Below are 23,575 nucleotides of genomic sequence, written 5' to 3' on the forward strand. Positions count from 1 at the left end.
CGCCCTAGCCCTGCAACAGCGCTTTGAGGTCTTGGGATGGATCGGCCACCACCGCAGGATCGGGCGAAATGCCCGCAGCGATCATCCGCTTGCCGATCATGTAGCCGCGCGGATCGTTCATCGCGTCGACCGCCAAGAGCCTGTCATCCGCATAATACCAATGCGACCGCGCGGCACCGCCATCGCGTACCACGACGCGATCATAGCCCGTGTTCAGCCCTGCGATCTGCAGCTTGACGTCATATTGATCCGACCAGAACCACGGCTGGGGCTGATAAGGCACCTCCGCGCCAAGAATGTTTTCGGCCACCGTCTCGGCCTGATCGATCGCGTTTTGCACCGATTCCAGCCGGATGCGCCCGCCTTGATAGGGAAAGCTCGCGCAATCGCCCGCAGCCCAGATCGCGGGATCGCTCGTGCGGCCCTGGGCATCGGTCTTGATGCCATTCTCGATGTCCAACCCCGCTGCTTCGGCCAAAGCAGTCGCCGGCGCGATGCCGATGCCCGCGATCACCATGTCACAAGACAGCTCCGCTCCATCCGACAGCACAGCGCCAGTGACATGGCCCGCGCCGACAAGCCGGGTTAGCCCCACACCTTCACGGATATCGACACCATGTGCGCGGTGCAGCGCGCGGAAGTATTCCGAGGTCTCGGGTGCTGCGACGCGTTGCAGGATACGCGGGGCCATCTCGATCAGCGTCACATCCATGCCGCGCTTGCGCGCCACCGCCGCGGCCTCTAGCCCGATATAGCCGCCCCCCACGATCAGCGCGCGGCGGCCCGGCTGCATACCCGGTGCCATGGCATCGACATCGGCCAATCCCCGCACCACATGCACGCCGCCCAGATCGCCCCCGATGGCCGCAGGCAAACGGCGCGGCACAGACCCCGTGGCCAGCACCAGCGCGTCATAGGGGATCATCCGACCACCCAAGACGACATGCTGCGCAGCGCGGTCGATCCCCTTGACCGGGGTGCCCAGCATCAATGCGATGCCCGCGTCATGGTAATACCCCTCGGGGCGCAAAAGCAGACGATCAAGGCTCATCTCGCCCAGCAAATACGCCTTGGACAAGGGCGGACGCTGATAGGGCGGTATAGCTTCTTCGCCGATCAGGGTAATCGCGCCGTCAAAACCCTCGGTGCGCAGCTTGGCGATACAGGCCGCCCCGGCCTGACCCGCGCCGATCACCACGATCTTGTTCATTAAGCGCACCTTTCGCGTTGGCCGAATGTCGCGCAGACCCTATATGGCGACGCAAGGGAATCACAAGCGAAGGGGACCGCACCAATGACCATTTCCACAGGCGACACGCTGCCCGATGCCACGCTCTTGATCTTTGGCGCCAATGGCCCCGAAGCGGTCAAGATGGCCGACAAGACAAAGGGCCGCAAGGTCGTGATCTTCGGCCTGCCGGGCGCCTATACCCGCACATGCACCGCCGCCCATGTGCCGAGCTTCATCCGCACCAAGGGCCAGTTCGACGCCAAGGGCGTGGATGAGATCATCTGCGTTTCGGTCAACGATCCTTTCGTCATGGCCGCTTGGGCCAAGGACACTGGCGCGGCCGATGCTGGCCTTACCTTCTTGGGTGATGCGGGTGCCGAATTCACCAAAGCCATCGGTATGAACTGGACGGCAGAGCCGGCGGGTTTCTACGACCGTTCGCGCCGCTACGCACTTTACGCCGAGGATGGCGTGGTCAAAGTCCTCAACATCGAGGAAGGGCCGGGCGTATGCGAATTGTCGGCCGGCGAGACGCTGCTCGGCCAGATCTGAGGGCGTACAAAAACCGCAGTTTGTGGGCGCGGAAAACCCTCGTTTTCCGCGCCTTACCTTGCGAAAAGATCCATCTTTTCGGCCAACGTCACATCCAGATCGCTCAGGCCGCCCACATCATGGGTCGCCAACGTCACCTCGACGGTCTTGTAAACATTGAACCATTCGGGATGGTGGTTCATCTTTTCAGCGACCAAGGCGACCCGCGTCATCCATGCGAAGGCTTGGGTGAAATCGGCAAAGACGAAACGCTTGGTCACCGCCTCGCGCCCCTCGACGAGCGACCATCCGGCTTGGCTGAGCTGGGCCAAGGCCGCGTCGCGCGCGGCACCGTCAAGTTTCACTGCTGCCATCAATCCTGCTCCTCTATGTGGGCGCGCTTGAACGGGCCATAGCCCGTCAGCACCTCGATTTCCTCATCCACCGCCGCGCGCTCGGCCCTCAGAAAATGCGCGATGGCATCGGCAAAACCCGCGTCGCGCACCCAATGCAGCGAATGGGTCTGCACCGGCAGATATCCGCGCGCAAGCTTGTGTTCCCCCTGCGCGCCCGCCTCGACCCTCGCCAAGCCATGGGCGATGGCGAAATCGATGGCCTGATAATAGCACAGCTCGAAATGGAGGCAGGGGTGATGTTCGCTACAACCCCAATAGCGCCCGTAAAGCACATCGCGCCCGATGAAATTCAGCGCACCTGCGACGGGCCGCCCATCGCGCAGTGCCAGCACCATCAGCATATCGTCGCGCAGCGCCGCGTGGGCGCGGTCGAAGAACGCCCGCGTCAGGTAGGGCTGGCCCCATTTGCGCGCGCCGGTGTCTTGGTAGAATTCCCAAAACGCATCCCAATGCGCAGGCAGGATCGCATCGCCCGTCAATGCCACGATCTGCCCGCCAAAGCCCTGCGCCTCGGCGCGTTCCTTGCGGATGGTCTTGCGCTTGCGCGAGCTGAGGGCGGCTAAGAACCCGTCGAAATCGCCGTAGCCTTGGTTTTCCCAATGAAACTGCTGGCTGGCGCGCGGCATCAGGCCCATCTGTGCGCCCGCCTCGGCCTCGGCTTCGGTGCAAAAGGTGATGTGCAGAGAACTGAGCCCGTTCTCTTCGGTCAGTCGCACGGCCCCTTGCACCAGCGCGGCGCGGCCGACCTCTTCCCAACCGGGGCGGGTCAGGAAACGGCGGCCCGTGGCAGGGGTAAAGGGCACAGCCATTTGCAGCTTGGGGTAATAACGCCCGCCCGCGCGCTCATAGGCATGGGCCCAGTTATGGTCGAAGATATATTCGCCTTGGCTATGGCCCTTGGCATAGAGCGGGGCCACGGCGATCACCTCACCCGCGCTGCGGGCGACCAGATGGCGGGGCGCCCAGCCCGTGCCGGTGCCCACCGAGCGCGACGCCTCCAGAGCGGCCAAAAAGCGATGCGTGGTGAACGGATCGTGCGGCCGGCCGCCATCGGCCACTTCGGGGCAGGCGCAGGCATCCCAAAGGGCGGCGTCAATCTCGGTGATCGCGCCCAGAACCTCGATCTCGATGGGATCGCTGCCGTCCAAAGCCCGCTCCTGCCTTGTGTGGTCTATAGTTGCAGATGGGGCGCGCGGCTGCGGCGTCAATCCGCGATCAGGCGGCATAGCCCTCGAAGGTGATCTGATCGGCAACACGCCGCGCAACCTGTTCCACCTCGGCGGATTTCACCGTCCAGCACAGGATCGGCACGCCGCGCGCCTTGAGTGCGGCGACCACGGGGCTGGCAAGATCGTGCCAGTCATGGCTGATGAACGCGGCACCAACCGCATCGAAGCTGCCGATCTCGCGCAGCATGGCGCAGGTGTCTGGCGCAAGCGCGGGCCATTCCGCCGGATCGAAGGCACAGCTTGTGATCCCACGCGACAAATCGGGGGCAAGTTTCGCCATTGCGGCGATCATGGCAGGGTTGAATGACATGACCGCAACATCGCCCGCATAGCCCGCCAGCGTCGCAGCGACCGTGCGCTCAAGCGCGGGGGTGGCGCTGCCTTGCCCTTGCGACTGATCCTTCAACTCGATCAACAGCGGCACGCGGCCAGCAACTTGTTCCAGCACCGCAGCCAGCGTCGGGATACGGTCGCCGCCCTGCGACCCTGTCAGTGCGATCCGGCCCAGCGCGGCGGCGTCACGGTCGCGGACCGGGCCACTTTCCCCCGTCAGCCGGTCAAGGCTGTCGTCGTGGAACACCATCGCCACGCCATCGGCGCTCAGTTGCAGGTCAAGCTCGATCCCGTAGCCCGCCGCGATCGCGGCCGCAAAGGCGGCGGGGCTGTTCTCGATCACACCCGCCGCGCGGTCATGCAACCCGCGATGGGCGATGGGCCGGGCAAGAAGGCTGGCGGGAAGCGCAGGCATGCGATGCGCTCAGGCAGGCATGATCTGGAAAATCCCCTCGACCTCGACCGCGCAGCCAAAGGGCAGGCCACCCGCGCTGATGGCCGAGCGGCTGTGCCGCCCCTTGTCGCCCAGCACCTCGACCAACAGATCGGAGGCGCCGTTGACCACCTTGGGCTGATCGCCGAATTCCGGCGGGGCATTGACGAAGCCTGTCAGCTTCACGACCCGCACCAAGCGGTCGAGATCGCCGCCACAGGCCGCCTTGAGCTGTGCCAGCAGGTTGATGGCGCACAGCCGCGCGGCAGCCGCACCTGCTGCGATATCGAGATCGACGCCAACGCGCCCCTTGATCAACGTATCAAGTCCTGCCGCCGTCATCGGGATCTGCCCCGAGACGAAAACCATGTCGCCCGCGACAACATAAGGCACATAATTGGCCGCAGGCGCAGGCGGCGGCCCGGCCAGTTCGATGCCAAGTTCCGCCAAACGCGCTTCGATTGTTCCTGCCATTTTCGGTATCTCCAACCCGGATTTTTCGGGCGAAAGCTAGCCGCAGGCGGTGCAAAGGAAAAGGGGCCTTGCGCCCCGCCCCTCAGCTTTCGCGCAAGGCACGCGTGAAATAGATACGGATTGGTTCCAGCAGATAGGTCAGCGGGCTGCGCGCGGTCGTGCTGATATAGGCCTCAACCGGCATGCCAGGCAAAAGCACGCGCGGGGCAAGCCGGGCCATCTCGCCGTCATCGAGCATAATCTCGGCCCGGTAATGAGCGGCACCGGTGCGTTCCTCAACAAAGGCATCGGCGGAAAGCTGCGTCACCTGCCCTGTCAGATCGGGGATGTTGCGCAGATCAAGCGCCGGGAAAAGCAGGGTCGCGGATTGACCAACGAAAACCTGATCGACATGGATCGCGGGCACCTCGGCGGTGATCACGAGGGGGCGATCCTCGGGTACGATAAAGGCGATGGGATCGCCTGCGCCCAGCACCGATTGCGGGCCGAAGACCTGTAGCCCCATGATCCGCCCCGCCACCGGCGCGCGCAGGTCGAGCGCGGCCACCCGACGATCGAAATCGGCCAGCCTTTGGCGTGTCTCTTCTTCGGCGACGCGGATCTCGCGCAGTTCGGCGATGGCTTCTTCGCGCCGGGTTGTCCCGAGTTGAAGGATGGCAAGCTCGGTCTCGATCACCCGCTCGCCCGCCTCGGCCTTGCGCGCCTCCACCTCGCCCAGCGATCCGCGCAATTGCGCGGCATCGCGTTGCAGCCGCAAGACCGGGTCCGATTGGATCAGACCGCGCGCCAAAAGCCCCTCCTGCCGGGTGAGATCGGCGGCCACGAGGGCCAGTTGCTCGGCCAGCGCCGCCTCTTGCGCGGCCAGCGCCGCGATCTGGGCGGCAATCTGGTCGATCCGGCCCCGCAACTGTGCGATTTCGCGGGTCAGCGTGTCACGGCGGGCGGAAAATAGCGTGTCTTGCCCGCGCAGAAGATCGGCGAACTCCTCCTGCGCAGTGGCGGCTTGCACCAGTGCTGCGGGGAAGGTCACGCTGTCGGTTCCATCGCGTTCTGCCTCGAGCCGGGCGCGGCGGGCCCGCACTTCGAACAGGCGCGCGGCCGCCACGGCCCTATCGCGGGCAAGCGCGCCGGGTTCCAGCCGCAAGATCACTTCGCCCGCGGCGACGCGTGCGCCCTCATCGACATTGATCTCGGCCACCACGCCGCCTTCGGGGTGTTGGATCGCTTGGCGGTTACGCGCAACTTCGATCCGGCCCGAGGCCACGACAGCCCCCGACAATTCGCTGGTGACAGCCCAGCCACCGAAGCCACCGAACAGCAAGATCATGCCCAATGCGCCGATGAGCAGCGGGGCGCGCACCGACCATGCGGCTTCATGGGCAAGCGGCGCAGTCATGTCACACCCCCGGCGGTCGCCGTCTTGATATTGGCATAATTCGCCAGCGTCTTTTGCAGCACCTCTTGGGTCGGGCCGAACATGACCGGCGCACCACCAGAAAGCACCAAGAGCTTGTCGCATTCCCGAATGGCCGAGGGGCGGTGGGCCATGATCAACACCGCGCGGCCATCGGCCTTGATCGCCTGCACGGCGCGGTTGAGGGCGAGTGAGCCGTCATTGTCGAGTGCGGCGTTGGGCTCATCCATCACCACGAGAGCGGGCGCGCCGTAAAGCGCGCGCGCCAGCCCGATACGCTGAATTTGCCCACCCGACAGCCGCGCGCCAAGCCCCGAGACTCGCGTCTCGTAGCCATCGGGCAAGGCCAAGATCATCTCATGCGCGCCCGCCATACGCGCGGCGGCGACCACTTTTTCCGTATCGGGGGCCGCCGAAAGGCGGGCGATATTCTCGGCGATGGTGCCCGAAAACAGCGTCACCGCCTGTGGCAGATAGCCGATATAATTTCCCAGCGCGTCGGGGTCGTATTGATCGAGCGTGGCCCCATCGAGGCGGATCTGCCCCACCGCAGGGGGCCAAACGGCGGTGATGGCACGCGCCAGCGTCGATTTTCCCGCCCCCGAGGCACCGATCACGCCCACTGCCTCGCCCGGGGCGATGGCAAAGCTGACACCGCGCAAGGTGGGGGCCTGCGCGCCGGGGGGGATGACGGAAAGCTGGCTTACCTCCACCCGCGCCTTGGGCTGCGGCAGCGGCATCCGGGGTGGCAGGCTGACCTCGTCGCGCAAAAGCGCGGTCAGGCGACGCCATGACTGTCCCGCCTCCGCGATGGCGTTCCATTGACCGATCACCATGTCGATGGGCGCCAAGGCACGCCCAAGCAGGATGGAGCCCGCGATCATCGCGCCCGCTGTCATTTCGGCCTGCAGCACCAGATAAGCCCCCAGCCCCAAGATCGCAGATTGCAGAAACAGCCGCAGGCTGCGTGTTGTGGCGGAAAAGCCGCCGACCAGATCGCTGGCGCGCATCCCCTCGGCCAGTGCAAGGCGGCGCTGGCGGTGCCAGCGGGCAAAGGCATTGCCCTGCATGCCAAGGGCGCGGATCAATTCAGCCTCGCCCTGCATCTCGGCGGCGATACGGTCGGCCCCTTGCGCGGCCATGGCCGCGTCAGCGATCGGCCCATGGCTGCGCGCACGATTGAACAGGGCAAGCACGACCAGCGCAGCCATCCCCGCCAAGGCAAGCCATCCAAGCCACGGGTGGAACAAAAAGATCGCCGCGATGAACAGCGGGGTCCAAGGCAGGTCGAAAAGCGCCATGAAAACCGGCGATGCGGTCAGCCGTTGGACTGCGGCCAAATCCTGCAGCGCCGACTGGCCATCGCCGGTGCGCCGCGCCCGATTCAGCGCCGCATCGAAGATGCGCGTATCAAGCGCATCTTGCAATCTGGCCCCATATCGCGCGGCCACGCGCCCGCGCGCGAAATCGAGGACCGCCATCATCGCGAAAAGGAACAAGATCAACACGCTGAGCGCCAGCAGCGTCTCCTCAGAGCGCGAGCCAAGCACACGATCATAGACCTGCAACATATAGAGCGGGCCGGTCAGCATCAGCGCGTTCACCGCCATGCTGAACAGGCCGACGGACCACAACAGCCAGGCGTTGCGACGCCGAAACACCGTCAGCTCATCGGGACCAGCTTGGGAATTTCGCGTCATCTCGGCCATATGATCCATACAAAACCCCCGATGCCGGGGGCAACTCTTGACTCTGCCTTGTGCGAACACCTTTAAGCAAATCGACGCTCGCATGGCTAGATGCCGTTCGGTCCCTTTAAATTCGGTTTCGCTCGGCTAGGTTTCCGGGAGAACGATACCTGACCTTTGGATTTTGCCTTTGCCCAACTTGTCTGCATATAAACGCCCCGTTGCGATCCTTGCTATATTTGGCCTGATGATGCTTGCTGCTTGCGGCCCTGCGACGCTGCCGCAAGGTGATCGCATCGCCGATATGGACGAAGAGCAGAACCGGGCCGTGCATCGTTTCAACGTAGCGCTGGACCGGGCCGTCGTCGGGCCGACCGCGCGGGGCTATGGCAGTATCGTTCCCGAACCGATCCGTGACGGTGTGGGCAATTTCGCCTCGAACCTGTCGCAGCCCTCGCATATTTTGAACAACTTGTTGCAGGTTCGGATCGGGCAGGCCTCGCAGAACTTGTTGCGTTTCATGGTCAATTCGACGATCGGGATTGGTGGCTTGTTCGATCCCGCCACAGCCATCGGCGTGCCTGCCGCACAGACCGATTTCGGCGAAACGCTGCATATCTGGGGCGCGCCCGAGGGTGATTTCGTGATGTTGCCGGGCTTCGGCCCGTCGACGACCCGCGACACGGTCGGGCTGATCGTCGACATGGCCACGAACCCGGTGCGACAGGCCGTACCCGCCGATGATCGCCACTATGTGACTGCTGTGCAGCTGCTCGACCTGTTGGGCGACCGTTACGAGGTGGATGACCTGGTGGACGGGCTGTTCAATGAAAGCGCCGACAGCTACGCGCAACTGCGCTCGCTCTACTTGCAAAACCGCCGCTTTACCTTGGGCGGATCGGCACCGGCACTGGACGCCGTGGCCGACGACATCTATGCAGACCCTTATGTCGATCCCTATTGAAACCTGAGGTTTTCGTCATGTTTCTCATGCCTCACCACACACGACGCGCGCTTTTGCTTGGTGGACTTGCCGCGGCGGGAGCGGGCATTTTGCCTCGCGCGGCCATGGCCTTGAGCACAGCACAGGCCAGCGCGCTGGTCGAACAAGTGGCAAGCGAGATCACGCGCATTATCAATTCCGGACAATCCGAAACCGCGATGATCCGCGATTTCGAGCGTATGATGGTGCGCTACGGCGATATGCCGACCATCGCGCAATCGGTTCTGGGCCCACCCGCGCGCAGTGCAAGCAGCAGCCAGATTTCGGCCTTTGCCGAAGCATTTCAGGGCTACATGGCGCGCAAGTATGGCCGCCGTTTCCGTGAATTCCTGGGCGGCACGGTCACGGTGACCGGCGCGCAAGATACCGGCCGCTATGTCGAGGTGCTGGCAAGCGTGACGATACCGGGCGATGCCCCTTTCGAGGTGCGCTTCCGCGTATGGGATCGCTCGGGGCGGCCGCTCTTCATCGATCTGCTGATCGAAGGTGTCTCGCTGGTGATCTCGGAACGCTCCGAGATCGGGTCGATCCTCGACCGCAACGGTGGCTCAGTCGATGCGACCACCGCCGCGTTGCGTAACCTCGGCTAAGCGCAGATCACGCTCAGAAATCGAGGTTTTCGACGCTGAGCGCGTTGGCCTGAATGAATTCGCGCCGCGGTTCGACAACATCACCCATCAGCTTGGTGAAGATATCATCCGCCTCGGCCAGATCATCGACCTTGACCTGCAATAGCGTGCGCGCCTCGGGGTCGAGGGTGGTTTCCCAAAGCTGCCCGGGGTTCATCTCGCCCAACCCCTTGTAGCGCTGCAGTTGCAGGCCCTTTTGTCCCTCGTCCAGGATCGCGTTCAGCAATTCGGTCGGCCCGTGGATCAGCTGTTCACGCTCCTTGCGCGATAGCTTGGCCGGGTCGCGATACACCTCGCGGCTATCGCGGCTGACTTCGGAGAGCTTGCGCGCCTCGCCCGAGCGCAGAACCGCGCCATCGAGCGTGCGGATTTCCTCGACCCCGCGCAGCACGCGCGACAGGCGGATACCGTGATCTTGGGTAATGCGGCCTGACCAGCCGCGTTCATATTCGGCCGCGACCAGATCGAGACGGTTCGACACATCATCGGCGACGCGCTGCAGATCGTCATCGGCACGGCCCGGATCGAAGGCACCGGCGATCGCGGCCTGTTCTAGAATGTGGCGTGGGTAATGCGTCGGGAAAGCATCGAGAATGCGCTTGAAGCTGCGCGCGCCTTCGACCACGCGGGTCAGATCGGCGCCTGCGATCTCTTCACCCTTGGGCAGGCGCAAAACAGCCCCTTCGGTGCCTTGCTGGATCAGGTAATCCTCAAGCGCGGATTGATCCTTGATATAGACCTCGGATTTGCCGCGGCTGACCTTGTAAAGCGGCGGCTGGGCGATGAACAAATGCCCCCCCTCGATCAGCTGCGGCATCTGCCGGAAGAAGAAGGTCAGCAAAAGCGTGCGGATATGCGCGCCATCGACATCGGCGTCGGTCATGATGACGATCTTGTGGTAGCGCAGTTTATTGAGATTGAACTCGTCGCGCCCGATCCCCGTGCCAAGTGCGGTGATCAGCGTGCCGATCTCCTGACTGCCGAGCATGCGGTCGAACCGCGCGCGTTCCACGTTGAGGATCTTGCCACGCAAGGGCAGCACGGCCTGATTATGGCGCGAACGGCCCTGTTTGGCCGAACCACCCGCGCTGTCACCTTCGACAAGGAACAGCTCGGATTTCGCGGGATCTTTTTCCTGGCAATCAGCCAACTTTCCCGGAAGGCTGGCGACATCCATCGCGGTCTTGCGGCGCGTCAATTCGCGCGCCTTGCGCGCCGCCTCGCGCGCCAAAGCCGCTTCGATGATCTTGCCGACGATCTGGCGCGCCTCTTGGGGATGCTCCTCGAACCACTCGCCCAGCTTTTCGTTCATGAGGTTCTCGACCGCAGGCCGCACCTCGGATGAAACAAGCTTGTCCTTGGTCTGGCTGCTGAACTTGGGGTCGGGCACCTTGACCGACAAGACGCAGGTCAAACCCTCGCGCGCGTCGTCGCCGGTAAAATTCACCTTCTCGCGCTTGGCGATGCCCGAAGACTGCGCATAAAGGTTGATCGAGCGTGTCAGCGCGCCGCGAAATCCCGCCATATGCGTACCGCCATCGCGCTGCGGGATGTTGTTGGTAAAGGGCAGAACCATCTCGTTGTAGCTGTCGTTCCACCACATCGCGACTTCGACACCGATCCCGTCCTTCTCACCCGCGACGTAGATCGGCTCGGACATCACGGATGTCTTGGATCGATCGAGGTAGCGGACGAATTCGCGCACGCCGCCCTCATAGACCATTTCGACGCGCACGGGTTCGGCATGGCGTAGGTCTTCAAGCACGATCTTTACGCCGGAATTGAGGAAGGCCAGTTCGCGCAGCCGGTTTTCCAGCGTTTTGAAGCTGTATTCGAGGTTCGAGAACGTCGTGGTCGAAGCCAGAAACCGCACCTCGGTGCCGGTCTGCCCACCACTGTCGCCCACGACCTCCAGATGCTTGACTGTATCCCCGCGCTCGAAGCGGGCGTAATGCTCCTTGCCGTCGCGCCAGATGCGCAGGTCAAGCCAGTCGGACAGCGCATTGACGACCGAGACACCCACGCCGTGCAAGCCACCCGACACCTTGTAGGAATTCTGGTCGAATTTGCCGCCCGCATGCAGCTGGGTCATGATCACTTCAGCGGCGGAAACACCCTCTTCCTCGTGGATGCCCACGGGGATTCCGCGGCCATTGTCGCGCACCGAAACACTGTCATCGGGATGCAAGATAACGGTCACCGCATCCGCATAGCCGCCCAAGGCCTCGTCGATGCCATTGTCGACGACTTCATAGACCATGTGATGGAGGCCCGAGCCATCGTCGGTATCACCGATATACATGCCGGGGCGCTTGCGGACAGCGTCCAAACCCTTGAGAACCTTGATGGAATCTGCGCCGTATTCGTTCGGCGCCGGGGCGTTGTCTGCCATTGGGATCTCTGCCTGTTCTGTTCGGTGTTTTATAGCCAAAGGGCAGGGGAATGTCACGCCGCAGACACAAGATTTAGATGTTTCGCACGGGCCTGCCGCGAAACCCTTTGCCAGTGTCAGACAAACGGGATCGCCACGCCCACCAAGATCAGCAACACGCCCGAACCGATGTTGAGCCTGCGGATCGCACGGGGGCTTTGCAGCAAGCGCCGCGCGCGATCGAGAAACAGCGCAAGACCCAGATTGCCGATCAAAGGCACCACCGCCGATATCACAAGGATGACGGCGATGTCGGGTGCGGTGATCTGCGTCAGGTCGAAAAAGCCGGGCAAAAAGCCCATGTAGAACAAGATCGCCTTGGGGTTCCCGATCACGGCGGCAACGCCCACGGAAAACCCCGCCCAAAGGCCGGGCCGCGTCATCCGGCTATCGGTGCCGGGTGTCTTGGCGGGCGCACGGAACAACAAAAGCCCCATGACGATAAAGACCAAGGCCGCGACCCAGCGCATCACGGCCAACGCATCGCCATAAAGCGACAGCACCCATGCCAGCCCCAAGATCGCGCATAGGGGCCAGATCAGGTCGCCCAGCGCGACGCCAACGGCCAAGGGCCACGCCCCCGACATGCCCCCCGACAGCGCGCGCGCGGTCAGCGCCACCCAGACCGGGCCCGGCACGACCCAGAGCCCCGCCATCGCGGCAGCATAAAGGGCGAGTTGTTCAAATGTGACGGTCATCTTTATGCGTCATCGCGAAAAAGGGCCTCGCTGGCCCCGCTGTTATCCGTGACGCTGACATACTGCGCCCGCCCGCCCAATTCCGTGAACAGCTCCGGCCCCGTACCGGTCATCCAAGCCTGTGCCCCAAGCTCGCAGATTTCATCGAACAGCGCCGCCCGGCGCGCGGCATCGAGATGTGCGGCCACCTCGTCGAGAAGCACCAAGGGCGCGCTGCCTGTCTCGGCCTTGAGCGCGCGGGCATTGGCCAGCACCAGCGAAATCAACAGCGCCTTTTGCTCGCCGGTCGAGCATTGCGCGGCGGGCATGTCCTTTTCGCTGTAGACCGCCACGAGATCGGCACGATGCGGGCCGACCAAACTGCGCCCTGCGGCCATGTCGCGGGGGCGGCTTTCGGCCAAGGCGACGGCGAAATCGGCCTGGGTGGTCATATCCTCCATCTCAAGCGCAAGGGCGGCGGCGGGAAAGGCCGTCGCGGCACCCTCCTGGGCCGCCACGATCCGCGCGATGGCGTCGCGACGATGGGCGGTCAACCGCGCGCCCGCATCGGCCATTTGCCCCTCGAGCGCGCCATACCAGCGCGTGTCTTGCATACCGTCACGCAAAAGCCGGTTGCGCTCGCGCATTGCCTTTTCATAACTCAAAACCGCCTCGGCATGTTCGGGGAAAAAGCTCAGCGCGATACGGTCGAGAAAACGCCGCCGCCCGTCGGCCCCTTCGATCCAGAGCCGGTCTTGCGCGGGCACCAGCCAGACGATGCGCAACAAACGCGCAAGCGCGGTCTGCGCTGCCGTCTTGCCGTCGATCTGGGTCAAGCGCGGCTGGCCGGGTTCGGCGCTCAGGTCCACCTCGTGACCGGGTCCGCCACCGGTGATCTGGGCTGTCACTTTCCAACCGATCCCCTCGGGGCGGCGGATGATCTCATCGGCGGATGCACGGCGCAGCCCGCGACCCGGCGACAAAAGCGAGACCGCCTCGATCAGATTGGTCTTGCCAGCACCATTGGAGCCAAAAATCGCGACGGGGCGCCCGTCAAACACCAGCTTTGCGCGGCGGTGGCTGCGGAAATGGCTAAGCTGCAAATTTGCGACAAAGGGTGTCATAGGGGCGTTTTCCTGCAGGAAAACGGGCGGGAAAACTGTGGTTTTCCCAAGCGCGAAACCACGGTTTCGCGTGACGGAAAACGCGCGTTTTCCGCCCCCGTCACACCCGCATCGGCATCACGACATAGATCGCGCTGGTGTCATTGCCTTCGCGCATCAAAGTCGGCTCACCAGGCGAAGAGAACATGAACACCGCATTCTCGCGATCCACCTGGCTTGCGATCTCGAGTAGGTATTTCGCATTGAACCCGATTTCGAGCCGCTCATCGCCGTAAGCCACGGCCAATTCCTCTTCGGCATTGCCGGCGTCGGGGGCGTTGACCGAAAGCACCAGCCGATCTTCATCCAATGCCATCTTCACCGCGCGCGAACGCTCGGACGACACGGTTGCGACACGGTCGACCGCCTTGGCGAAATCGGCGGCGTCCACCTCCATCCGGCGGGTATTGTTCAGCGGGATGACGCGCGCATAATCGGGGAAAGTACCATCGATGACCTTTGAGGTCAGCGTGATCTCGGGCGTGGCGAAGCGGATCTTGGTCTCGCTCACCGACACCGCAATCTGCGCATCATCATCATCAAGCAGCTTTCGCATCTCGCCCACGGTCTTGCGCGGCACGATCACGCCGGGCATGGATTGCGCACCGCCGGGCAGATCGGCGTCGATGCGCGCCAGACGATGCCCATCGGTCGCGACCGCGCGCAAAACCTGTCCACCCTCGCTTTCGGCGACATGAAAATAGACACCGTTGAGGTAATAGCGTGTTTCTTCCGTCGAGATGGCGAATTTTGACTTGTCGAACAAACGGCGCAGAACCGGCGCGGCACAAGAGAAATTGGCCCCGTATTCTGTCGTCGACATGACCGGGAAATCTTCCTTGGGCAAGGTCGCCAGCTGAAAGGTCGACCGCCCGGCCTGCACCGTCAGCCGCCCGTTCGTCGGATCATCGGCCAAAGTGACCAAGGCCCCATCGGGCAGCTTGCGCACGATCTCGTGCAAGGTGACGGCCGAAACGGTCGTCGCGCCCGCGCGCTCGACCATCGCATTGGCGCGATCGACGACTTCGATATCAAGATCGGTGGCGCGGAAGCTGACCGTATCGCCCTCGGCCTCGATCAGCACATTGGCAAGGATCGGGATCGTGTTGCGGCGTTCGACCACCGACTGTGCCTGAGAGACAGCCCGCAACAAGGTAGCGCGCTCGATCGAGAATTTCATGGCCCTGGCTCCGACAAATGCGGGGGCTGCGAGCCTAGCCGCCTCCCCCGTGTGCACAAGCGTTTTTTTAAGCAGTGTCGCGCGCGGGCGCGGGCGTCAAGCCCCATAGGGGCCTGACATCGCTTTGCCGTGCAATCAGGCCTCGAGCATCCGGCGCAGAATCTCGGCATCTTCGGCGATTTGGCTATCCACGGCCATCAGCTCTTCGATCTTGCGCACACCGTAAAGCACGGTGGTGTGATCACGGCCGCCCAGCTTGCGGGCGATCTCGGGATAGCTGCGGCTGGTCAGGGTCTTGGACAGGAACATCGCCATCTGACGCGGTCGGGCAACAGCGCGCGCGCGGCTGGCCCCGGTGATATCAGCCTGACGAATATTGTAGTATTCACAGGTCGTCTTGATGATCTGATCAAGCGTCACCTTACGGTCGGTCGAGCGCAGGATGTCGGAAAGACAGTCTTGCACCATTTCGATGGTGACTTCGCGGCGCACCAGATCGGCGAATGCAAACAGGCGCGTCAAAGCACCCTCGACCACGCGGATATTGGTCGAGATACGCTGCGCCATGAACTCCAGCACACCCTCGGCAAGCTTGATCTGCGGGTTGCGCGCCAAGGCCTGCTCGGCCTTGTGTTGCAGGACGCCAAGGCGCAATTCGTAATCGGTGGGGTGCAGATCGACGACCAAGCCACACTGCAGGCGCGAGGCGATGCGGGTATCAAGCTCTTCCATGTCTACCGGCGCGCGATCGCCCGAGATGATGATCTGCTTGCCCTCTTCCACCAAGGCATTGAAGGTATGAAAGAATTCCTCTTGCGTCGAGGTCTTGCCGGCGATGAACTGCACATCATCGACCATCAGCACATCGACCGAACGGAAGATCTGCTTGAAGGTCATGGTGTCTTGCTCGCGCAGCGCGCGCACAAAGCGGTACATGAATTGCTCGGCCGACAGGTAAAGGATGCGCGCCTCGGGAAAACGGGTGCGCAACTCCCACGCGATCGCATGCATCAGATGGGTCTTACCCAAGCCCACGCCGCCATAAAGGAACAGCGGGTTGAAGGTGACATCGCGCCCCTCTGCCACGCGGCGCGCGGCGGCATGTGCCAACTCGTTGGGTTTGCCGACGATAAAATTCTCGAAGGTGTAGCCGGGGTTCAGCGTCGCGCCCGGCAAATCGTCGGTGCCCGTCTTGAGGCCAGCGGATGCCGCGCGCAACGATGGCCGCGATACGGAAACCGGAGCCGCATTCGCGTTGTCGGAATGGGCGGCGTCCACGGCGCAGACCGAAAATTCGACGCGATCGACGCCCACACCGGCCGAATTCAGATAGCGCAAGATCACATCACGGAAATTTTGCGACACCCAGCTGCCGAAGAAATTCGTCGGAACGTGAAAACGCGCGGTGCGGTCTTCGAGACGATCAAAAACGATGGGGTCAATCCAGGCCGAAAAGTTATTTTCACCGACAGCCTTGCGCAGCTCAACACGAACCCGGCCCCACGTCTCATTCGTCATTATCGTCCCATCCTCGTTTCTTGTTTTCATTCGCCTTGCGGCACCCGTTGCAGTCATTGCACCCCCCTCGAATGCAACGTCGTTCCGTGGATGACATCAGTTTTTTTCCAGATCTCCATCCATCGCCCGACAGGCGCCCGTACATACATGCGCCCTACCCGACCACTGCGTAGGACGTCGAATTTAAAAATATGACACGAAGGTCAGCAGCTCGGGTTCGGCGCGAGGCGAAAACGTTTAGATGCCAGTACGGACCCTCGTCCGCATGCCAACCATAGTGATTTCTTGTCTCTTCGAACTTGGCGCCGATGATGATGCCGGTTGGACGCAACTCCACCCCGGCGATGACAAGTAACCGATTTCCCCTCGATCCGCCCCCCAAGGCAACTGAATCGCATGGCCAAGCTAGCGGATTGCGCAAGGCCGCTGCAACGACTCTTCGAACTTGACACTCAAGTCTTCGGCCCTCGAATCTCCCGCAAGACGATAGCGGGTTCTGACTCCACGAAATTTTTCTCAGAAAAAAAGCGCCCCGCAATGCGGAGCGCTTTTTGAGCCACAACCCTTACGGGTTATTGTGCCGCATCTTCAGGCTTTGAGGGCCTTCACGCGGGCAGACAGGCGCGAAATTTTGCGCGACACGGTATTCTTGTGCAAAACACCTTTCGTCACACCACGCATCAGTTCGGGCTGTGCATCCCGAAGCGCGGTTTCGGCCACGGCGTAATCGCCACCAGCGATCGCTTCCTCGACCTTGCGCAGGAAAGTGCGGATACGCGAACGGCGCGCTTTGTTCACGATGGTGCGGCGCTCGGCTTGGCGGGCGCGCTTCTTGGACTGGGGCGAATTTGCCATGCTGTCTCTCTTTCGTCTCGTCGGATCTCAAAAATGCAATAGCGCGGGAGATCCCGAGCCCGGTTCAGCAACCGGGCGACTCTGGCCAAGGCGGGCCTCACACGCATGTGGGGGTGTCCATAGATGCTTTTGGCGCCATTGCAAAGCCCGGAGTTGCACAAGCCACGCCCAATCCTCGGAGCGCTTGCGGTCGGCTAGTCCTTGCAGCACGCTGCACGGTGAAAGGCGCAACATCGCCACAGCATTCAGGAGAAACCGACAATGACCACGCTTGCCGCGCGCCCTTGGGTGCCCACCATCTGCGAGGCACGGGTTCAGGGAATCGCGGCTACGACCGCGCAAAGCGCGGATGCGGCGCTGTCGGCACGGCTCGCGGCCTTGGTTGAAACGAATCGCCAGATCCACGAGCGCGACTGTTTCAACCTCAATCCCGCAACCAATGTGATGAACCCGCGTGCCGAGGCAATGCTGGCCTCGGGCATCGGTAGCCGCCCTTCGCTGGGCTATCCCGGCGACAAATACGAGATGGGGCTCGAAGCCATAGAAGAAATCGAAGTGATCGCCGCAGAGCTTGCCGCCCAAGTCTTTGATGCACGCTATGCCGAGATTCGTGTTCCCTCGGGCGCTTTGGCCAATCTTTTTGCCTTCATGGCGACCTGCCGGCCCGGCGACACGATTATCGCGCCACCCGCGACCGTCGGCGGGCATGTTACCCACCATATCGCCGGGTGTGCTGGGCTGTTTGGATTGCGCACCATCGCCGCCCCGATCTCGGCCGAGGATTTCACGGTCGATGTCACCGCACTCGCGGCCTTGGCTGAGCGTGAGCGGCCGAAACTCATCACGCTAGGCACATCGCTGAACCTGTTCGAACATCCGGTCGCCGCCGTGCGGGAGATCGCCGACCATGTCGGGGCCAAGCTGATGTTCGACGCCGCCCATCAATGCGGGATCATCGCAGGCCGCGCATGGGCCGATCCGCTGGCGGAGGGCGCGCATCTGATGACGATGTCGACCTACAAAAGCCTTGGTGGTCCGGCGGGCGGGCTGATCGTGACCAATGACGCGGAATTGGCAGAGCGCCTCGACCATATCGCCTTTCCCGGCATGACCGCCAATTTCGATGCGGCCAAATCGGCAGCTTTGGCCGTGACCTTGCTGGATTGGAAAGCCCATGGGCAGGCCTATGCAGCCAAGATGATCGCGGTGTCCAAGGCGCTGGCGGCGGCACTCAAGGCGCGTGGCGTGCCGGTCTTCGAAACCGCGCGCGGCGCGACCGAGAGCCATCAATTCGCTGTGCGCGCCGCCGGTTATGGCGGCGGCCATGCGGCCTCCAAGCGGCTGCATGCGGCGGGTTTTCTGGCCTGCGGCATCGGCCTTCCGCTGGCCGAGCTGCCCGGCGAGATGAACGGGCTACGCTTCGGCACCCCCGAGCTGGTGCGTTGGGGCGTCGATCTGGGCGACATAGATCACCTAGCGGATCTGATCGCCGAAGGGCTGTCCGCCAATGACCCGGCCCTCGTCGCGCCGCGCACGGCAGCGTTCCGGGCCAGTTTCGACCGGCTTCACTATATGCTGTAGGCCGCGCGGCTTACTTGTCGCGGAACTGCGGCTCACGCTTTTCGAGGAAGGCGGCCATGCCCTCTTTCTGGTCCTCGGTCGCGAAAAGCCCGTGGAACAGGCGGCGCTCGAACAACAGCCCCTCACGCAGCGTCGTCTCGTAGCTGCGATTGACCGCTTCCTTGACGGCCATCGCGGCAAGCATGGATTTCTCGGCGATCTTGGCGGCCGCCGCCATCGCCTCTTCCATCAGCTTCTTGGCGGGCACGACGCGGCTGACGAGGCCGCAGCGTTCGGCCTCTTCGGCGGTCATGAAACGGCCCGTAAGATGCATATCCATCGATTTCGACTTGCCCACGAAGCGCGTCAGGCGCTGCGAGCCGCCCATCCCGGCCATGACGCCAAGATTGATCTCGGGCTGGCCGAATTTCGCGGTGTCGGCCGCGATGATGAAATCGCACATCATCGCCAGTTCGCAACCGCCGCCCAGCGCGTAGCCCGAAACGGCGGCGATGACCGGCTTGCGCACGCGCAGCATATCCTCGGCGTCCTTGCCGAACAGATCATCTGAAAAGACCTCGACAAAGCTTTTCTCGCTCATCTCGCGGATATCGGCACCGGCGGCAAAGGCCTTTTCGCTGCCGGTCAGCACGATGCAGCGCACCTTGTCATTGGCTTCCGCCGCCTTCAGCGCGGCCCCCAGCTCAGCGAGCAGCGTGGAATTCAGGGCGTTCAGCGCATCGGGGCGGTTCAGCTTGATCAACGCGATGTGGTCTTCGATCTCGACGATCAGGGTCTCATAGGCCATGGGTCGGGCTCTCTGGCTATGGGTGCCGCTGGGGCTTGGGGCGGGAGGGTTAGCACCATCGCCCGTGGTTTCAAGCTATCTTTGACAGGCCGGGCAATAGAAGCTTGACCGCCCCGACTGCACCACGCGGCGGATTATCCCTTGGCAATCGAGGGTTTGGCAGGCCTCGCCCTCGCGTCCATAGGCGCGAAAACGGTGCTGAAAATATCCCAATTCGCCATCGGCCTGCCGGTAATCACGCAAGCTGGAGCCACCTGCTTCGATCGCCTCGGACAGTACATCGCGGATGATGGGAACCATGGCGGCGACTCGGGGCGGCGCGATCCGGCCCGCATGGCGCAGCGGCGAAATGCCCGCGCGATGGAGCACCTCGCAGACATAGATATTGCCCAGACCCGCGACGATGCCTTGATCCAAAAGCGCGGCCTTGACCGGGCTGCGCTTGCCCTTGAAAGCCGCGATCAGATGATCGGCGTGAAAGGCGTTTCCCAAGGGTTCGGGGCCGATGCCCGCGATAAGCCTATGCCGCTCGACCGCATCGGTCGGGCATAGATCCATCGCCCCGAAGCGGCGCGCATCGTTGAAGGTGACGCGCGCGCCCGCATCGGTGTCGATCACCACATGGTCATGCTTTTCTGGCGCGGGGTGCAGATGATGGAATTGCGCCAGCATGTCGCGCGCGCCTTCAGGCGCCGAGACGATCATCCGCCCTGACATGCCCAGATGCACGATCAAGGTCTCGCCCGTATCCAGATCGGCAAGGATATATTTCGACCGTCGCCGGAGCGCCGTGATCCGCGCGCCCGTCAGACGCGCGGCCATATTCTCGGGAAAGGGCCAGCGCAGATCGGGGCGATTGACCATCGCCTGCGCGATGCGCGCGCCCTCCAGCACGGGGGCGAGCCCGCGACGGACTGTCTCGACTTCTGGAAGTTCGGGCAAAGCGGGCTTTCCTATATCACGGGCGGCGTTGTAACGCGCTGATGTGCCTCTATAAGAAGAGGCGGACGAGAAAAAGGACAAGCCCGATGGCCGAAGACAGCACAGGTCGCACGACCCATTTCGGTTTTCGGGATGTGGCCGAAGACGACAAGGCCGGCATGGTGCATGGCGTCTTTACCAATGTCGCGTCCAAGTACGACATCATGAACGATGTGATGAGCGTCGGCATCCACCGCGTCTGGAAGGACGCCTTGATGGATTGGCTTGTGCCGCGCGACGGTCAGCGCCTGCTCGATGTGGCAGGCGGCACGGGGGATGTGGCGTTCCGCTTTCTGGGCCGCGCGCCCGGCGCGACCGCCACGGTTCTCGACATGACCGAATCGATGCTGGTCGAGGGGCAGAAACGCGCCGAGGCCGCGCAGATGGCCGAGAAGCTCGACTGGATCGTGGGCGACGCCATGGCGTTGCCTTTCGAGGATAACAGTTTTGATCGCTACACGATCAGCTTCGGCATCCGCAACGTGACCCGCATTCCGCAAGCGCTGTCCGAGGCGTTTCGCGTGCTGCGCCCCGGCGGGCGGCTGGTGGTACTGGAATTCAGCCAATTACCCAATGAGGGGCTGCAAAAGCTCTACGACCTATATTCCTTCAACGTGATTCCGCGCATGGGCCAGCTGATCGCCGGCGATCGCGACAGCTACCAATACCTCGTCGAATCGATCCGCCGCTTTCCCGATCAGGACACATTCGCCCAGATGATCCGCGATGCAGGCTTTGAACAGGTCAGCTATCGCAACCTGTCGATGGGGATCGCAGCACTTCATTCGGGGTGGAAAATCTGAGGTGAAGGGTCCGCACAACATCTGGCGGCTGATCCGCACCGGCGCGACCTTCGAGCGAACCGGCGCGATGGGCGCTGTTCTTGAAGCGGTCGACGCGCCTCGTTCGATCCGTATCGCAGCCCGCATCTTGGGTTGGCCGTTCAAGTTTCTGGGTCTGCGCGGTGATCCCAAAGTGCCGCCCGTGCCGCGCGCGCTAACCGCCCTTGGGCCCGCCTATATCAAGTTCGGCCAGATCCTTTCGACCCGCCCCGATGTGGTCGGCCCCGAGATGGCGCTGCAACTTCAGGTCTTGCAAGACAAGCTACCGCCCTTTCCATTGGCCGAGGCCCGTCGCGTGGTCGCGGCTGAAATGGAAAAACCGATCGAGGCGCTTTTCTCCGAGTTTTCCGAACCCGTCGCCGCCGCCTCGATCGCGCAGGTGCATCGCGCGAGGCTCGCCCATGACGGGCGCGAGGTCGCGGTCAAGATCCTGCGCCCCGGCATCGAGCGCGCCTTTCGCAAGGATATCGACGCCTTTTACCTGATCGCTTGGGTGGTCGAGACGCTGTCGCCCGCCTCGCGCCGCTTGCGCCCGCGCGACGTGATCGAACATTTCGAAGGCGTGGTGTTGCAGGAATTGGACCTGCGCATCGAGGCCTCGGCCTGTGGCGAGTTCCACGCAAATACCAAGAACGACGCGGGCTTTGTCGTGCCGCAGGTGGAATGGTTCATGTCCTCGCGCCGCATGATGACGCTGGGGTGGGTCACGGGCACCACGCTGTCGGATCTGGAAACCATCGACGCCAACGGCATCAACCGCCGCGAGATGGGCGCGCGGGTTTTACAGATGTTCCTGCGCCACGCGCTGCGCGACGGGTTTTTCCACGCCGATATGCATCACGGCAACCTCAAGATCGCGCCCAATGGCGACCTGGTGGCGCTGGATTTCGGGATCATGGGGCGCCTCGATGCCTATACCCGCCGTGTCTATGCCGAGATCTTGATGGGGTTCATCCGCAAGGATTATCGCCGCGTCGCCGAGGTGCATTTCGAAGCGGGCTATGTGCCTGCCGACCGCGATATCGACGAGTTCGCCCAAGCGCTGCGCTCTGTGGGCGAGCCAATCTTCGGCATGGATGCCAGCCGCATCTCGATGGCGCGGCTTTTGGCCTATCTCTTTGAAGTGACCGAACGTTTCGGGATGGAGACACGGACCGAGCTGATCTTGCTGCAACGCACGATGGTGGTCGTCGAGGGCGTCGCCCGCTCGCTCGACCCCGAAATCAATATCTGGACCGTCGCCCGCCCCGTGGTCGAAGATTACATCCGCGAGAACATCGGCCCCAAGGCCGCATTGCGCGATCTGGTCGCGACGGCGCGCGTGCTGGCCCGCTTTGGGCCGCGCCTGCCCGCGCTTGCGGAGAAGGCGCTGTTGGCGCAAGCGAACCCGCCGCGCATCGAACGCCGCAGCCCTTGGCCCGAACGGTTGGGCATCGCATCCGCGGGCCTGATCCTTGGGGCGGGTGTGGTGATACTTTTGGCCTATCTGATCTGATCATCAGGGCGCGGGGCGACCAAGCCCCAGAAGATCGCTTGCTGGAATGCCCACGCCCCCCTCCATCGACAACCACACCTCCTGATCGACCATCGCGACCTCTTGGATGGTGCCGTAGACCATTGCGCCACGTTCCTCGATCATCTCCTCACCTGACCAATTCTGAACCGAAAAGCTGTAAAGCCCTGGCGGCAGAACGCTGCCATCGACTCCGGCACCATCCCAAATCAAGCTGTCATCGCTCAGCGGAATCGGCAGTTGTTGAACGACCGCGCCCGCCTCGTCGCGAACGATCAATTCCATCCGGTCGGCCAGCACATGGCGCGCGCCCGCCAGCGTCACGCTTTGCCCTTCGAAATTGACGGGCATTTCGGCCCGCGCCTGCATGCCGATCCACGCGCCGATCTGCCCCATGCCCAGCGTTTGCAGGCCCGCTTGCAGACCGGTCAGCAATTCATTGCTGCGCACCTGCTGTTCCACGGCCGAGAATTGCGCCAATTGGCTGGCGAACTCGGTCGATTCCATCGGATTGAGCGGGTCTTGGTTCTGCATCTGCGTTGTCAGAAGCCGCAGGAATGTCTCGAAATCCGAGCTGATCGTACCCGCGCCACTGGCTGCGCCGCCACCTTGGGTGCGCGATCCGAAGCTTTGGGTGCTTTGAAGGATATCCATCTCGCTCTCCTC

The 23,575-nt window shown here is 63.0% G+C and carries 22 protein-coding genes; 6 read left to right on the forward strand and 16 right to left on the reverse strand.

What is annotated here, in order from left to right; translation table 11 throughout:
- Positions 1-4: 4 nt before the first annotated feature.
- A complete protein-coding gene (locus ACTG4J_RS02880; protein ID WP_439136994.1) occupies positions 5-1,210 on the reverse strand; it encodes an NAD(P)/FAD-dependent oxidoreductase in 1,206 nt (401 codons plus the stop codon).
- A gap of 84 nt (positions 1,211-1,294) precedes the next feature.
- Here ACTG4J_RS02880 and ACTG4J_RS02885 point away from each other — a divergent pair, with 84 nt between their 5' ends.
- Positions 1,295-1,783: a peroxiredoxin gene (locus ACTG4J_RS02885; RefSeq protein ID WP_439136995.1), complete on the forward strand. Its 489-nt coding sequence runs from the start codon at positions 1,295-1,297 to the stop codon at positions 1,781-1,783.
- A 53-nt stretch (positions 1,784-1,836) separates the two neighbouring features.
- Here the strand turns inward: ACTG4J_RS02885 and ACTG4J_RS02890 are convergent, their stop codons facing one another.
- The 6 genes from ACTG4J_RS02890 to ACTG4J_RS02915 form a co-directional block, all read right to left on the reverse strand.
- Positions 1,837-2,136, reverse strand: a complete 300-nt coding sequence (locus tag ACTG4J_RS02890) for a 4a-hydroxytetrahydrobiopterin dehydratase (RefSeq protein ID WP_439136996.1) — start codon at positions 2,134-2,136, stop codon at positions 1,837-1,839.
- On the reverse strand, positions 2,136-3,326 hold the full coding sequence (locus tag ACTG4J_RS02895) for a GNAT family N-acetyltransferase (protein WP_439136997.1): 1,191 nt from the start codon (positions 3,324-3,326) through the stop codon (positions 2,136-2,138). Before ACTG4J_RS02895 ends, ACTG4J_RS02890 begins: the two co-directional genes overlap by 1 nt.
- A 67-nt stretch (positions 3,327-3,393) precedes the next feature.
- Positions 3,394-4,155: a glycerophosphodiester phosphodiesterase family protein gene (locus ACTG4J_RS02900; protein WP_439136998.1), complete on the reverse strand. Its 762-nt coding sequence runs from the start codon at positions 4,153-4,155 to the stop codon at positions 3,394-3,396.
- Positions 4,156-4,164: 9 nt separating this feature from the next.
- Positions 4,165-4,647 (reverse strand): RidA family protein, encoded by a 483-nt coding sequence (locus ACTG4J_RS02905; RefSeq protein WP_439136999.1) that lies wholly within the window; start codon positions 4,645-4,647, stop codon positions 4,165-4,167.
- Between the two features lie 82 nt (positions 4,648-4,729).
- The gene (locus tag ACTG4J_RS02910) at positions 4,730-6,043 is read right to left on the reverse strand and encodes an HlyD family type I secretion periplasmic adaptor subunit (RefSeq protein WP_439137000.1); all 1,314 of its coding nucleotides are present in this window, start codon (positions 6,041-6,043) and stop codon (positions 4,730-4,732) included.
- Positions 6,040-7,761 carry a type I secretion system permease/ATPase gene (locus ACTG4J_RS02915; RefSeq protein WP_439137001.1) on the reverse strand — a complete coding sequence of 574 codons (1,722 nt, stop codon included), beginning with the start codon at positions 7,759-7,761 and terminating at the stop codon, positions 6,040-6,042. Before ACTG4J_RS02915 ends, ACTG4J_RS02910 begins: the two co-directional genes overlap by 4 nt.
- Before the next feature lie 235 nt (positions 7,762-7,996).
- On the opposite strand from ACTG4J_RS02915, the gene ACTG4J_RS02920 reads away from it, so the two are divergent.
- Both ACTG4J_RS02920 and ACTG4J_RS02925 read left to right on the forward strand, forming a co-directional pair.
- Entirely contained in the window at positions 7,997-8,713 is a 717-nt protein-coding gene (locus ACTG4J_RS02920; protein ID WP_439137002.1) for an MlaA family lipoprotein, read from the forward strand.
- 104 nt (positions 8,714-8,817) lie between these two features.
- Positions 8,818-9,342: an MlaC/ttg2D family ABC transporter substrate-binding protein gene (locus tag ACTG4J_RS02925; RefSeq protein WP_439137003.1), complete on the forward strand. Its 525-nt coding sequence runs from the start codon at positions 8,818-8,820 to the stop codon at positions 9,340-9,342.
- Positions 9,343-9,355: 13 nt separating this feature from the next.
- Here the strand turns inward: ACTG4J_RS02925 and gyrB are convergent, their stop codons facing one another.
- From gyrB to rpsT, 6 genes are all read right to left on the reverse strand, one after another.
- Positions 9,356-11,773, reverse strand: coding sequence for a DNA topoisomerase (ATP-hydrolyzing) subunit B (gene gyrB / locus ACTG4J_RS02930; RefSeq protein WP_439137004.1), 2,418 nt, complete (start codon positions 11,771-11,773; stop codon positions 9,356-9,358).
- 116 nt (positions 11,774-11,889) lie between these two features.
- Positions 11,890-12,510 (reverse strand): LysE family translocator, encoded by a 621-nt coding sequence (locus ACTG4J_RS02935; RefSeq protein WP_439137005.1) that lies wholly within the window; start codon positions 12,508-12,510, stop codon positions 11,890-11,892.
- Between the two features lie 2 nt (positions 12,511-12,512).
- Positions 12,513-13,613: a DNA replication/repair protein RecF gene (gene recF / locus ACTG4J_RS02940; RefSeq protein WP_439137006.1), complete on the reverse strand. Its 1,101-nt coding sequence runs from the start codon at positions 13,611-13,613 to the stop codon at positions 12,513-12,515.
- 100 nt (positions 13,614-13,713) lie between these two features.
- Positions 13,714-14,832 carry a DNA polymerase III subunit beta gene (gene dnaN / locus ACTG4J_RS02945; RefSeq protein WP_439137007.1) on the reverse strand — a complete coding sequence of 373 codons (1,119 nt, stop codon included), beginning with the start codon at positions 14,830-14,832 and terminating at the stop codon, positions 13,714-13,716.
- A gap of 135 nt (positions 14,833-14,967) precedes the next feature.
- The gene (gene dnaA, locus ACTG4J_RS02950) at positions 14,968-16,350 is read right to left on the reverse strand and encodes a chromosomal replication initiator protein DnaA (RefSeq protein WP_439137008.1); all 1,383 of its coding nucleotides are present in this window, start codon (positions 16,348-16,350) and stop codon (positions 14,968-14,970) included.
- Between the two features lie 588 nt (positions 16,351-16,938).
- Positions 16,939-17,205, reverse strand: coding sequence for a 30S ribosomal protein S20 (rpsT, locus tag ACTG4J_RS02955; RefSeq protein ID WP_422237907.1), 267 nt, complete (start codon positions 17,203-17,205; stop codon positions 16,939-16,941).
- A gap of 261 nt (positions 17,206-17,466) precedes the next feature.
- Here rpsT and glyA point away from each other — a divergent pair, with 261 nt between their 5' ends.
- Positions 17,467-18,786: a serine hydroxymethyltransferase gene (gene glyA, locus ACTG4J_RS02960; RefSeq protein ID WP_439137009.1), complete on the forward strand. Its 1,320-nt coding sequence runs from the start codon at positions 17,467-17,469 to the stop codon at positions 18,784-18,786.
- A 10-nt stretch (positions 18,787-18,796) separates the two neighbouring features.
- Here the strand turns inward: glyA and ACTG4J_RS02965 are convergent, their stop codons facing one another.
- Together ACTG4J_RS02965 and mutM are read right to left on the reverse strand one after the other, a co-directional pair.
- Entirely contained in the window at positions 18,797-19,573 is a 777-nt protein-coding gene (locus ACTG4J_RS02965; protein WP_439137010.1) for an enoyl-CoA hydratase, read from the reverse strand.
- Positions 19,574-19,648: 75 nt separating this feature from the next.
- A complete protein-coding gene (mutM, locus tag ACTG4J_RS02970) occupies positions 19,649-20,515 on the reverse strand; it encodes a bifunctional DNA-formamidopyrimidine glycosylase/DNA-(apurinic or apyrimidinic site) lyase (protein ID WP_439137011.1) in 867 nt (288 codons plus the stop codon).
- 86 nt (positions 20,516-20,601) lie between these two features.
- Here mutM and ubiE point away from each other — a divergent pair, with 86 nt between their 5' ends.
- Positions 20,602-21,357 (forward strand): bifunctional demethylmenaquinone methyltransferase/2-methoxy-6-polyprenyl-1,4-benzoquinol methylase UbiE, encoded by a 756-nt coding sequence (gene ubiE / locus ACTG4J_RS02975; protein ID WP_439137012.1) that lies wholly within the window; start codon positions 20,602-20,604, stop codon positions 21,355-21,357.
- 1 nt (position 21,358) lies between these two features.
- Complete coding sequence (gene ubiB, locus ACTG4J_RS02980; RefSeq protein WP_439137013.1) at positions 21,359-22,891, forward strand: 2-polyprenylphenol 6-hydroxylase; 1,533 nt, start codon at positions 21,359-21,361, stop codon at positions 22,889-22,891.
- 3 nt (positions 22,892-22,894) lie between these two features.
- Here ubiB and ACTG4J_RS02985 read toward each other — a convergent pair whose 3' ends face one another.
- The gene (locus tag ACTG4J_RS02985; RefSeq protein ID WP_439137014.1) at positions 22,895-23,563 is read right to left on the reverse strand and encodes a flagellar hook capping FlgD N-terminal domain-containing protein; all 669 of its coding nucleotides are present in this window, start codon (positions 23,561-23,563) and stop codon (positions 22,895-22,897) included.
- Positions 23,564-23,575 lie beyond the last annotated feature (12 nt).

It is taken from the genome of Roseicyclus sp. (assembly GCF_965662675.1).
Taxonomy (GTDB): domain Bacteria; phylum Pseudomonadota; class Alphaproteobacteria; order Rhodobacterales; family Rhodobacteraceae; genus Roseicyclus.